The sequence below is a fragment of the Corynebacterium tuberculostearicum genome (assembly GCF_022347385.1).
Taxonomy (GTDB): domain Bacteria; phylum Actinomycetota; class Actinomycetes; order Mycobacteriales; family Mycobacteriaceae; genus Corynebacterium; species Corynebacterium tuberculostearicum_M.
The window spans coordinates 92,519-105,383 of record NZ_JAKRDT010000008.1; the positions used below are offsets into that span (position 1 = coordinate 92,519).

At 57.3% G+C, this 12,865-nt stretch carries 10 protein-coding genes; 1 reads left to right on the plus strand and 9 read right to left on the minus strand.

The window, feature by feature from the left end; genetic code table 11:
- Positions 1 to 81 precede the first annotated feature (81 nt).
- The gene (locus MHK00_RS06355; protein WP_244261895.1) at positions 82 to 1,221 is read right to left on the minus strand and encodes a CE1 family esterase; all 1,140 of its coding nucleotides are present in this window, start codon (positions 1,219 to 1,221) and stop codon (positions 82 to 84) included.
- A gap of 100 nt (positions 1,222 to 1,321) precedes the next feature.
- Here MHK00_RS06355 and MHK00_RS06360 point away from each other — a divergent pair, with 100 nt between their 5' ends.
- Entirely contained in the window at positions 1,322 to 2,425 is a 1,104-nt protein-coding gene (locus tag MHK00_RS06360; RefSeq protein ID WP_179386419.1) for an isochorismate synthase, read from the plus strand.
- 216 nt (positions 2,426 to 2,641) lie between these two features.
- Here the strand turns inward: MHK00_RS06360 and MHK00_RS06365 are convergent, their stop codons facing one another.
- The 8 genes from MHK00_RS06365 to MHK00_RS06400 all read right to left on the minus strand — a co-directional run bounded on the left by MHK00_RS06365 (position 2,642) and on the right by MHK00_RS06400 (position 12,700).
- Complete coding sequence (locus tag MHK00_RS06365; RefSeq protein WP_179386418.1) at positions 2,642 to 3,451, minus strand: fumarylacetoacetate hydrolase family protein; 810 nt, start codon at positions 3,449 to 3,451, stop codon at positions 2,642 to 2,644.
- A 179-nt stretch (positions 3,452 to 3,630) separates the two neighbouring features.
- Positions 3,631 to 4,650 (minus strand): 3-isopropylmalate dehydrogenase, encoded by a 1,020-nt coding sequence (locus MHK00_RS06370; RefSeq protein ID WP_250410882.1) that lies wholly within the window; start codon positions 4,648 to 4,650, stop codon positions 3,631 to 3,633.
- A gap of 117 nt (positions 4,651 to 4,767) precedes the next feature.
- Positions 4,768 to 6,354 carry a phosphoglycerate dehydrogenase gene (gene serA / locus MHK00_RS06375; protein WP_250410883.1) on the minus strand — a complete coding sequence of 529 codons (1,587 nt, stop codon included), beginning with the start codon at positions 6,352 to 6,354 and terminating at the stop codon, positions 4,768 to 4,770.
- A 63-nt stretch (positions 6,355 to 6,417) separates the two neighbouring features.
- Positions 6,418 to 7,323, minus strand: coding sequence for a hypothetical protein (locus MHK00_RS06380; RefSeq protein ID WP_236587080.1), 906 nt, complete (start codon positions 7,321 to 7,323; stop codon positions 6,418 to 6,420).
- Positions 7,313 to 9,103 (minus strand): GmrSD restriction endonuclease domain-containing protein, encoded by a 1,791-nt coding sequence (locus MHK00_RS06385; protein ID WP_040425014.1) that lies wholly within the window; start codon positions 9,101 to 9,103, stop codon positions 7,313 to 7,315. The genes MHK00_RS06380 and MHK00_RS06385 overlap by 11 nt, the downstream gene beginning before the upstream one ends.
- 112 nt (positions 9,104 to 9,215) lie before the next feature.
- Positions 9,216 to 10,229 (minus strand): ketol-acid reductoisomerase, encoded by a 1,014-nt coding sequence (gene ilvC / locus MHK00_RS06390; protein ID WP_250410884.1) that lies wholly within the window; start codon positions 10,227 to 10,229, stop codon positions 9,216 to 9,218.
- A 99-nt stretch (positions 10,230 to 10,328) separates the two neighbouring features.
- Positions 10,329 to 10,847: an acetolactate synthase small subunit gene (gene ilvN / locus MHK00_RS06395; protein WP_005327728.1), complete on the minus strand. Its 519-nt coding sequence runs from the start codon at positions 10,845 to 10,847 to the stop codon at positions 10,329 to 10,331.
- A gap of 2 nt (positions 10,848 to 10,849) precedes the next feature.
- Complete coding sequence (locus MHK00_RS06400) at positions 10,850 to 12,700, minus strand: acetolactate synthase large subunit (RefSeq protein WP_250410885.1); 1,851 nt, start codon at positions 12,698 to 12,700, stop codon at positions 10,850 to 10,852.
- Positions 12,701 to 12,865: the final 165 nt, after the last annotated feature.

Genomic DNA, 12,865 nt, shown 5'->3' on the forward strand with positions numbered 1-12,865 from the left:
GTGCTAGTCATCGGCCAACAATAGAACTAGGCCCAGAGGATCTCTCCTCTGGGCCTAATCCGTGGCTAAGCGCCGCTGTTTTTATACCCTGGTCTTGGACGAGAGGAAGTCCCAGACCACCCGTGGAGTATCTGGCTGCCAGAACCAGGTGTGGTCTTGTGGAACCTTGACCAGCTGAACATCCTTCTGGCAGCCGTTGAAGCTCAGGCGTTCGGAACCGCCAGCCTCCGGAGTGGACTGGAAGGTCATATCGCAGCGATTGCGCTTAAGGTAGCCGCCGAGCACCGTACGCACAGGGAGGTATCCAGCCTCGTGCCGGTCACCGCCCTCATAGGTCATCATCTCGTCGTTAACGCCGTGCATGATGAGGGTATTCATCGGCGCATCGGCACAGTTGACCTCAACCGGGTTGTAGAAGGCACCCGAAACCATGGCCACAGCAGCAAAGGTGTCCTGTGCGTGGCAGCCAAGCACCGAGGTAAAGCCGCCTCCATTAGACATACCCATGGCGTAGACGCGGTTTCGATCAACGTGGTAGTCCTTGTCTACCGAATCAAGAATGCGCTTGATAAAGCGGATATCCTCCCCATCGCGCGTCTTGGCATAGGGCGCAGCCTCCCAGGCGCGCTCGAATCCCTCTGGATAGACGATGATGGCCTCGTTATTGGCCTCAGTGGTCTGCATGCGTGCATAGCTGGAGTAGTTCTCCGGGGAATCTCCCCACCCACCGAAGCCGAAGAGAACGGGCGCCGCCTTTTCCGGCGAATAGTGGTTAGGAATACGCAACAAGTACCTGCGGGTCTTGCCCTCGTGCTCCATTTCTAGGGACTGCATGGAACCCGGCGCAAACGGCGGGTTGGGATTGATGCTGGTATCTACCATTGCCGGCCGCGGCGCTGGCTCGGGAAGAGACGATCCCTCAGGACCAGGCGCTGCATTGTCATCGCTGCTGCCGCCTTCTACAGGTGCCGGGGTGGATTCCTTAACACCTTCTGGAACTAGGTGGGACCCATCAGGCTGCGGGGTAACCGGCTTTGCATTTTCGGGAGCAGGTGCTGGAGCTGGTGCTGGCTGTGGTGCATTTTCAGGGCCAGGGGCGGGTGCGGGAGGTGGCCCTTCTTGAGCATGGGCAGGAGCGGCGCACACAAGCGCAGCGCTAGCCAGCGCAGCAGCGAGGATCAGGTATAGGGAACGATAAAGAAACTTAGTAACATTAGCCACAAGGTTAAAATTAACCACATCCTTCACTTGATTCACTGTTTACACGCCCAGTGCACACTCAATTCTGTAAGAAAAGCCCAAGGCACTAAGCTAGATCCCCATGCACGAAGACAGACCAAGCACCGCCCCCGATTTTTTGCTTTCGCGAGCAACGGGGTCTGTCCGTACCCAAGGTGCGCGCCACACTTTTAATGACACCGACGCGGCAATTTCCGCCCTGCGTAGCAAGGATGTAGACATGGTGGTCGGCGCGATTCCGTTCGACTCTGACACGCCCGCTGCACTGACGGTGCCGGAGGCCATCATCCGCGAAGAGGGCCCCTTGGAGCCGCACGCCTACTACCGCAATAAAAGCCTAAACTCGCGAGTGGTCGGATTCGATCCGGAACCCGAAGAGCACCTACGCCGCGTAGAGGCGGCTATCGGCACGATCGAGACCTCCAAACTGGACAAGGTGGTTTTGGCCCGCGCCGTAGATATCGAATTCCCTGAGGCTATTGATCCACGCCTCGTGGCGGCGCGCCTTATCGATCTTTCCGCCAACCGCGATGGCTTCATTGCCGATCTCTCCCCCGCTGGCCGGCCGGGCGCGATGCTGGTTGGTTCTTCCCCAGAGGTTTTGGTCAAGCGTCAGGGCTCGACTGTTTCTGCTTTCCCCCTGGCGGGCTCCTCTCCGCGCCGCACCTCAGCGGCTGAGGACCACATCGCAGGTCAAGATCTCTTGCATTCCGCCAAGGATCTCCACGAGCATTCCTTCGTAGTGGAACACCTGCGCCGAGTGCTTAGCCCACTGTGCGAGCGGCTAGACATTCCGGACACCCCGCAACTTATTAGCACCAATGAGATGTGGCACCTTGGCACGCCAATTTCCGGAACACTCAAGGATAAAGACTTGACCGCTCTTGAGCTTGCCCTGGCAGCACACCCCACACCAGCCATCTGTGGCACCCCTGCAGAGGCCGCCCAAGCCCTCATTGAGACTGCAGAAACGGACCGTGGATTCTATGCCGGAGCGGTCGGCTGGTGCGATAGCTCCGGCGACGGCGAGTACATGGTAGCCATCCGCTGCGCAGAAGTAGCCGGCGATGGTCTTTCCGCGCGCGCGTGGGCCGGCGGTGGCATCGTAGGCGATTCCGATGCCCATGCCGAGCTGGAAGAAACCACGGCCAAGCTGCGCACCATTTTGAAGGCACTTAGCCTCTAGCCCACACGCTTGGCGACGAGCACGACATCGCTTTGGTGGTGCGCACACGCGCCTTCCCCACATCCAATGCCGAGGGCGGTGCCGGGGTTAAGTCCCGCGGCGTACTCGACAAGGGTCTCATTGGGGTTGCCCGATCACACCCGCCCAGAACTCTGGTAGTGTTCCCCCGTTTCTTCGGAGGTGGGTACGCAGGCGCGGTGCTCCTAGTGGCTTGGGTTATGCACGGTGGATGGAATTGCGCAGGGTGCCGAGGCCTGGGATCTCGATTTCGATGGTGTCACCTGGGACCATAGGAGCGGTACCAGCTGGGGAGCCGGTGGTGATGACATCGCCGGGCAGCAAAGTGTAGGCAGCGGAGATCTCCTCCAAAATGCCGCCCATCTTCACGATCATCTGGTCCGTATTGGAATCCTGCTTTTGCTCGCGAGAACCCTCGTGCGTCAGATACGCATTAATCTTCTGATCGTCTAGATTCAAGCTATCCAGATCGGTTTCGATCCACGGGCCGAGCGGGCAGAAGGTGTCAATGCCCTTGGCACGAGCCCATTGGCCATCCTTAAACTGCAGGTCACGGGAGGAAACGTCGTTACAGATGGTGTATCCCAGCACGTGGTCTTTCCAGTTCTCGGCCTTGATGTTTTTCGACGGCTTAGAAATGACCACGGCAAGCTCGCCCTCAAACTCGACGTTGGTGGCGTAGTCCGGAATCTTGATTGCAGCATCCGGGCCAATGACCGCGGTAGATGGCTTGATGAAGATGGTGGGAGGAAGGCTATCAGCAGACTTTTTGAAAACCTCGGCAACGTGGTCCGCATAGTTGCGTCCAAGCGCTACCACCTTGGTGGGAAGGGTCGGTGCCAAGAGGCGAACCTCGTTAAGCTTCCACTCACGGCCGGTTGGCTCCGGCGGGGTGAAGGGCGTGCCGGCGATTTCCTTGGCTACTAGCTCTTCCAGTGGGGCGTCTTTTGGCCCATCGATAATGGCGAAACAGATTCCTTCTGGGTGTGCAATTCGTCCTAAACGCATAGCGGCAATCCTACTCAATCGCTTCCTTCACATGTGTGCAAAGGGTACGGTGTTAATTAGTTAATTTGAGTAAATTCCCATTGTCCTTTAATCACCGTTGCTAACCCCAGTGCGGACTACGCCAGGAAACACTGGAGGTTTCAGGACGTCGGCAAGCGCCCAGCGCAAGAAGCCAGTCTCTATGCGACGAGAAGCTGGGCGATTCGGTCACCGACTTCGACGGTGTCTATTGGTTCAGCACCGCGGCGCGCAACGTCTTGTGCCACCGCATCCTCAATCCGCTGGGCGTTGGACTCATCACCCACGTGGCGAAGCAGCATGGCGGCGGACAAGATTGCCGCCGTTGGATCTGCAATCCCCTTTCCCGCAATATCTGGCGCAGAACCGTGCACCGGCTCGAACATGGAAGGATTCGCGCCAGAGGCATCGATGTTTCCGGAGGCAGCAAGGCCGATACCGCCGGTTACCGCGCCCGCCAAATCGGTGAGAATATCTCCGAAAAGGTTATCGGTCACGATGACGTCATAGCGCGCCGGATCGGTCACCATATAAATGGTTGCAGCATCAATATGCTGATAATCCACTTCAACCTCTGGAAACTCGGCGGCGACTTCATTAACAGTGCGTTGCCACAAACCACCAGCATTGACCAAGACATTTTTCTTGTGCACCAAGGTCAGATGCTTATGGCGCTGCGCTGCTCGCGCAAACGCATCGCGCACTACACGCTCCACGCCGAAGCGGGTATTTTGCGATACCTCACTGGCTACCTCATGCTCAGTACCTTCCCGCAAAGTGCCGCCGCTTCCGCAGTACAAACCCTCGGTACCTTCGCGCACCACAACGAAATCGATATCGCCCGGTTCAGCGAGCGGCGAGGAAGCGGTGGGATAGAGCTTAGAGGGACGCAGGTTCACGTGATGATCCAGCGCAAACCGCATCTTAAGCAACAGCCCCCGCTCCAGCACGCCCGGCGGCACCTCACCTGGGGCGCCGATCGCCCCCAACAGGATCGCATCGTGTTCGCGCAGGCTCTTCAAGTCTGCATCCGTGAGAAGTTCTCCGTTACGCAGATAACGTCGCACGCCCAGGTCATACTCAGTGGTTTCAATATCGGAGCGAACGGCGCGAAGAACCTTGAGCGCCTCGGCCGTCACTTCTGGTCCAATTCCGTCGCCGCCAATCACCGCTAGTTTCATTATGTAAGATTCCTTTCTCACAGAGTGGATATCAAATTACCTTAGCAAAAGAAACCCGCGCGGCGCAGGAAATTACCTAGCACCACGCGGGTTGAGATTCTGTTGCAGTCCGCAGCCTTATGAATCCATGTTCAGCTGTTCGCATTCAGCGCCCAAGGCCGCATTAATTTCGGCGATGAGCTCCTCTGGCACCTCGGCCTCCACGCGCAGAATCAGCACAGCATCAGATTCCTGTTTACCGTGCGTAAGTGCGGCCGCCACGATATTGATTCCCGCAGCGCCCAACTTGGTACCTACCGTTCCCAGTGCACCTGGGGCGTCCACGTAGCGGAAGAAAAGATTGCGGCCGGTAGCACGCATATCTACGCCGCGGCCGTTGATGCGAATGAACTTTTCGGACCCATCGATGCCGATAAGTGCACCGGTGAGCGAGGAGACCTCGCCATCGGCGCCAATAACCTTCACCTGCAGGGAAGAGCGGTGCCCCTTGGACTCCGCATTAGTAGATACCTCAACCTCTACCCCACGACTATGCGCGATCTGCATTGCATTGACAAAGGTCACCGGCTCTGAAGTCACGCCGCTAAACAGACCCCGGACGGCAGAAAGTCCTAGCACCTCTACATCTTCGGTAGACAACTCGCCACAGGCCTCCACCTCGACGGCAACGGGGGCCTGACCCAAAAGGCGGCCAGCAGTAAGTCCTAGCTTGCGGGCGAGGTCCAGCCACCCTGCAACCTCTTCTCTCACTGGCCCGCCGGAGACGTTGACCGCATCCGGCACAAACTCTCCTTCAAGCGCCTTCAAGACAGACTCCGCTACATCGGTTCCCGCACGGTCCTGGGCCTCTACAGTGGAGGCGCCTAGGTGCGGAGATACGGTGACTTGCGGCAGCTTAAAGAGCGGAGAATCAGTGCACGGTTCCGTGGCATAGACATCAAAGCCCGCACCTCGATGGTGTCCCGACTCGATAGACTCAGCCAGGGCCGCTTCATCTACCAAACCGCCTCGCGCTGCATTAATGAGAATCTGCCCTTGCTTGGCCTTTGCCAAAAGTTCCCTATCAAACATTCCGGCAGTCTCGGAAGTCTTTGGCAGGTGAATGGTCACGAAATCGGAACGCGACATCAGTTCTTCCAGCTCAACCAATTCCACGCCCAGCGCCGCCGCGCGAGCCGGGTTGGCATAGGGATCGTGCGCGATAATGGTCGTCTCAAAGGACTTCAGGCGCTGGGCAAAGAGCTGGCCAATGTGCCCAAAGCCAACAATGCCGATGGTCTTTCCGTAGACCTCCACACCCTTGAAAGAAGAGCGCTTCCACTCCCCTTTGCGCAGGGACTGGTCAGCCGCTGGTATCTGGCGCGCCGTCGCTAAGAGCAGTGCAATTGCCTGTTCACACGCAGAGTGGATATTCGATGTTGGCGCATTGACCACCATGACGCCCTTGTCTGTGGCCGTTGGAATATCGACATTGTCCAGCCCCACCCCGGCACGGCCCACAATCTTGAGCTTTGTGGCCGCTTCCAGCACCTCTGCATCAACGGTGGTGGCAGAGCGCACCAGCAAAGCCTCTGCATCCGGAACCGCGGCGAGGAGCTCCGCACGGTTCGGCCCATCCACCCAACGGACCTCAACAGAATCCCCCAAGGCCGTAACCGTGGACTGGGCTAATTTATCGGCAATAAGGACTACCGGCTTCGACATATCTTCCTTCGCTTAAGTGTGATGCGGTGTACGCGGTATAACCGCGTGTCAAGGAAGTGTAGTTCAGTCAGGGGTGCCCTGCTTGATTTTTGCCTTAAATTCTTTCACTCGACCGAATTCCGGCCCGAGGGCCACTAAGGCGCCATCCTCAAGGCCCGCAACAGCGGCCATACTGTGCTTATCCGCTAGCGGATCGGCAGTCGGCACGACCAAAACTCTTCCACCGTAGGCTGCCGCAGTAATAACGTTCGCGATGGGACTATCCTTAGTGGCAACGATATTTGGCGCCATCTGGCCGTCCCTGCGGGACTGTGCTGGGATGGGTTGGTTCTTTTCCTCTCCGGCATCAAGTTCGCCTTCATACGGCACCCAGGCAGGACGCAGCTCCATATGGGGAGTCTTATCTAGCTGGGCAATATCCTTCACCATCTGCTCCGGGGAAGCTACCACCTTAGAACCATATTGGAATGCCGTGAACTCCCCTAGTGCCTTATGCGTTCCTGGATCCTTGATCACGCTGAATTCACCAGAGGTTTTCGTCCACGGCACGTCACCTACTACCACCAAGCGACTTACTCCCAAGTCCGTGAGCAACTTATGGATCTCCAAACGCCTAGCATCGTCATACTGCACCGCTGGCAAATGCTGGTTTACCGCCAAGGTTGCTGCACGAAGAATCGATTTATCGTCCGGGGCAAAAAGGACAAGCGAATCCGAATCTTCAAAAAATAGTCGGCTGGCTTCAATTCCAATGGGGTCATTAACAATGACCAACTTGCCATCAAATTTCGGATCAATAAGACGGTTTTGGTTTTCCGCCTTGGCCTTGCTGAGATCGATTTCGGACTCATCCAGATCGGACAGACCACGCCTGACCAGCTTGGATTCTGTGACCGGAGTGCCACAGGCTGCTAGCGCAAGAGAAGCAACAAGCACTGTAGCGGCCAAGCGCACAGATTTAGCGATCAAAAGCTTGCGGACCTTCCTCTCCACCAAAAAGGTTTGCTTCATCCACATCGCGGATAACGGGTTTACCTAAAGCATATTCCACAATGCCCAAGAATCGGTGACGGCGGTCCGCAAGGAATTCACGCGGCTGCGATGCGCGCAGATATTCCAGGTTCATTTCGTGGGATGCTAGCACCTCATCAAATTGCGCATCTTCCATGATGGACTTGGACTGAACGCGAGGTAGGTAGCGGTTGGGAGCGAAACCGTCGAGCACTACCTCGGTTCGTTTGCCCATCGGGGTGTAGTTCATCACCGACTCAGCCAAGACGGGATCAACTCCGTGACGCTTGCACCAATTTAGCGGGAACACAGGGAAAAAGCCTGGCTTGAGCTCTTCAAAGGTATGCCGAGTGAAGGCCTTTCCAGTGCGCCAGTCCTTCGCGCCGCGCGCCATAAGGAGGGCATAGAGTCCGTGCCATACGCCATCTTTGCCATCTACGGAAAGCAGCCGGGATTCACGGAAGGTGGCATCAGCGACGGTCTTCGGCGTCTCGTCCGTTGCACCGGCTACCCATTCGGTGACCTCATCTACGTCGCGAGCTGCACGCAGCTGCACTGCAGAAGAGCCGTAGAGCTCGCCAAAGACGCCACACCAGAACCATTGGTTGATACGGTTCCAGGACTGCTCGGTAGAAAGCGCTCCCCCGCGCTTGGCCAAGCGGGCGATAATGACTGCCAGGGGAACAATCTGCTCATTAAACGGAACCTGATCCATGCTGAGGATGCACCGCTCCGCCAAGAACTCTGATACCTCACGGAAGGTAATGCGCAGATCGTTGGCTGCCGACTTGTACTCCGCCAATGACAACTTCAAAATATCCTCGCGCTGGCCACCTGCACAGCCCTTTTCACCGGAGACCAGAAGCGATACTGCAGAGAGGAACTCGGTGCGCCCAATTCCATCCAAGGCTGGGGACTTACGCAGATCCTTTTCCACTTCTTGCCAATCAGCGGCCAAGTGGAAGCTGGGGTCCTCAGAGGCAAAGACGGCAGTGAGCAGATCGAATACGTCCATCTGCAAGCCGGCCGAGTTCGCTTGGGCAAAAATCGAGCCGATGCCGGCTCGCTCCGTCTCGCGGGAAAGTCGAATCATTGGCAGGTCATAACCGGACAATGGCCGAATGATGCGATTATTAAAGGCCGCCAGTTCCGCGCTGTATTCCTGCTTGGTCGCCGCAAGTTCAAAAAGCATACCGACGCCGTCTTCACTGAGCAGAGAAGCCACGGGAATGCACATATTCTCTAGCGCATCTTCGCGCGTTAGGATTTCGCTCTCGATTGCCGGTGCGAAGTGCGAGCAAATCTTGCCGTCTTGATTGACCGCGAAGATGGCATCATCCGGCATAAGATTGCCGCGTACGGCTGCGCGAATATCGATAAAGAAGCGGCGGTGAATCTTCTTCTTGCGGAAGTCAGTGGTATCTACGAAGCCCTCGCCGTTGAAGCAGTGAAACAGGGTGGTCAGGCGCTGCTGCCCGTCTAAAAGGAGCAAGCCGGGGTCGACGCCAGTGTCAGGTGCGCCCGCAAGGGCACGGGGACGAAAGCGCATCTTTTCGTTTCGGGTGTCAAGAGCCATGAGCGCGCCGATGGGATAACCGCGCAGCACGGAAACAATAAGAGATCGAATACGATCTTCATCCCAGGCATAGCTGCGCTGGAAGTCAGGTAACTGGATATCCCCGCGATCAATTCGTGCAAAAAGGTCTTTGAGATCATAGCTTGGCGTCGTAAAGCCCATGGCCCTCATCCTACTCCCCGCACCGGAGTTTTACCTGACACAAATAAGGCAAAACCCACGGTAAACATGCCTGTTCACCGTGGGTGTGCGCTGCAGACGCCGCTTTTTATTCCTAGGCCGTAGCATCCAGCGGGTTCTTGACCCAGCTCATCAAATCGCGCAGCTTGATGCCGGTCTTTTCAATGTCGTGCTGCGCAAATTCCTCACGCAGACTCTCCAGCTCCTTGTTGCCGCCCTCAATATTGGCCAGCAGGCGCTTGGTGAAGGTGCCATCCTGGATATCGGACAAGATATCCTTCATGCGCTGCTTGGCATCGGCATCAATAACGCGAGGGCCAGAAATGTAGCCGCCAAACTCGGCGGTATCAGATACCGAGTAGTTCATGTTGGCGATGCCGCCCTCAAACATCAGGTCCACGATGAGCTTCATCTCGTGCAGAACCTCGAAGTAGGCCATTTCTGGCTCGTAGCCAGCCTCAGTCAGAACCTCGAAGCCGGTGCGAATCAGGAACTCTACGCCACCGCACAGGACAGCCTGCTCGCCAAAGAGGTCAGTAACCGTCTCTGCCTCAAAGGTCGTCGGGATAACGCCGGCACGCGCACCACCGATAGCTGCTGCATAAGACAGGGTCAGATCGTGGCCTTCGCCCTTAGGATCCTGTTCGGTAGCGATGAGGCACGGAACGCCCTTGCCGTCAACGAACTGGCGGCGAACCAGATGGCCAGGCCCCTTAGGGGCAACCATGCCGACGGTGACATTGGCCTGTGGTTCAATCAGCTTAAAGTGGATATTCAAGCCGTGCCCAAACAGCAGCGCATTGCCGTCTTCCAGGTTGGGGGCAATTTCATCTTCAAAGATCTGCTTCTGAGAGGTATCTGGTGCCAGCAGCATGATTACGTCTGCCCACTTGGCAGCTTCTGCAACGGTCTTGACCTCAAAACCGGCTTCCTCGGCCTTCGCCGCCGACTTGGAGCCTTCACGCAGACCAATAACAACCTCGACGCCGGAATCGCGCAGGTTCTGCGAGTGCGCGTGCCCCTGGGAGCCGTAGCCAATAACGGCTACCTTGCGCCCCTGAATGATAGACAGATCCGCATCATCGTCGTAGAAGGTTTCAATAGCCATGTCGTAGTCCTCAATTCTGTAGTAATTGTAAGTTCAATGAATTAACGTCCCACCTAGCACTATACCACTGTGCGAGACGGAGTGACCATATAGTGGGATTTAATTTCGCGGGGGCGCCATCGCCTTGGGACCACGCCCCAAGGCCACGTCACCAGACTGCACCAGCTCGAGCACACCGAATGGCTCCAGGACATCGAGAAGCGCCGCCAGCTTTCCAGGGGTACCGGTAGCCTCCACCACCACTGATTCTTGTGCCACGTCTACCACGCGGGCACGGAAGATATTGACGGCATCGACCACCTGCGGCCGGTTGGCATTATTCGCAGCCACCTTGACCAGCATCAGGGCTCGCGCCACGGTCGAGTCCGCTTCGAGCTCCACCACCTTGATGACCGGCACGATCTTGTTGAGCTGCTTGGTCACCTGCTCCATAATCCTTTCGGAAGCATCGACCACGATGGTTAGTCGGTTAATCCCTGGATTTTCCGTTTGCGCAGAAACCAGCGAAATGATGCTGTAGCCACGCCGGGAAAACATGCCGGTCACGCGCGACAAAATTCCCTCTACGTCTTCTACCAGGACCGACAGGGTATGCCGGGAAACGTCACTGGGTGCCATGCCTATACCTCCTGGATAGTCTCGTCGATATCGGCTGGAGTTTCTGCCGCCGATTCGTTTTCATCAAACAGCGGGCGCAAGCCGCGGGCATATTGAATTTCTTCATTAGACGCCCCACCGCCGATCATTGGCCAGACTTGGGCGTCCTCACCAACGATGAAGTCAATGACCACTGGGCGATCATTGATTTCGCGGGCCCGTTCAATGGCCGGCACCACTTCTTCCTCACAGGTGACGCGGATAGCCTCGCACCCCAGCGCCTCTGCCAAGCGGACGAAGTCTGGGGTATAGACATCTCGTTCTCGCAGCTTGGTATTGGAGTAGTTCTCATTAAAGAACAGTGTCTGCCACTGACGGACCATGCCAAGGTTGCCGTTATTGATGACGGCAACCTTCAACGGAAAGCCCTCCAATGCCGCGGTGGTGAGCTCCTGGTTGGTCATTTGGAAGCAACCGTCACCGTCAATCGCCCACACCTCCTTATCCGGGCATGCCGCCTTGGCGCCGAGGGCCGCCGGCACGGCGTAGCCCATAGTTCCGGCACCACCGGAGTTGATCCAGGAGCGTGGGTGTTCAAAGTCAATGAACTGTGCCGACCACATCTGGTGCTGACCCACACCGGCGCAGTAGATAGCCTCAGGACCTACGGTTTCACTCAGCTTTTCCAACACAAATTGGGGATTGAGCTGCCCATCCGGAGTGGGATCATAGCCACGGGGGAACCGTTCCTTGAGGCCATCGAGGTAGCCCCGCCATGGGCCTAATTCCGGAGATTTCACCGCGGAGTTCTTGCGGTACTCCTTTAAGAGACCTGCCAACACGTTGCGCGCATCGCCCACGATTGGCACGGCAACGTCGCAGATTTTCCCAATTTCAGCCGGGTCAATATCCGCATGAATTACCTGGGCCTCAGGGGCAAAGGTGGAGGTATCACCGGTTACTCGATCATCGAATCGCGCGCCGATAGTAATCAACAGGTCAGCTCGCTGCATGGCCGCAACCGCAGGGACGGTGCCATGCATGCCCGGCATGCCCATGTGCAGCGGATGAGATTCCGGAAAGGCCCCCAAGGCCATGAGCGTAGTCACCACAGGAATTCCGGTAAATTCCGCAAACTCGCGCAGCTCCTTGGCCGCCTCGGCCTTGATGACACCGCCACCGGCATAGATGACCGGCTTTTCTGCCTGCGAAATGAGCTCAACCGCTTGCGTGATTTGGCGATGGTGCGGCTTGGTCGTCGGTTTATATCCAGGCAGATCAAACGTAGCCGGGAAGGAATAGTCCAATTCACCGTTTTGCACGTCCTTTGGGATGTCCACCAAGACCGGCCCCGGACGGCCCGTAGCAGCCAGATGGAATGCGGCTGCAATGGCAGCTGGAATCTGGCTCGGTTCCGTCACGATGTAATTGTGCTTGGTAATCGGCATCGTCACGCCGCGGATATCGGCCTCTTGGAAGGCATCGGTTCCCAAGAGGTTGCTGCCCACCTGGCCGGTGATGGCGACGATGGGAACGGAGTCCAGGTTGGCGTCGGCAAGCGCTGTCACTAGGTTGGTCGCACCCGGCCCGGAGGTAGCAATGCATACGCCTACCTTGCCGGAAGCTTGGGCGTAGCCTTCGGCGGCGTGGCCGGCACCCTGTTCATGGCGGGTGAGCACATGGCGCAGCGTGGTTGAGGTGTGCAGGGCATCGTAAAGAGGAAGCACGGCACCGCCTGGAATGCCGAAGACGAGATCGGTTCCCAGGTCTTCGAGAGTGCGGACAATGGCGTGGGCACCACTCATCCGCTCCGGAGCGTGGGCACGTGAGGCCGCAGCCACCGAAGCGGGCGTGGGCGAAGTTGTCGTAACCACGGTTAATGTGCTCCTTGGATTGGTCTATTACAGGTCTTGATCATCCTCAGTACCGGCCCCAGATATGAACAAAGCCCCCGCGGGCTTGTCTGTCTGCGGGGGCGAGAAGCGTCGACGTCACGAGGCGTCGCGGTCACCACCGCGTTGGTACTACCTGAAGTCGAA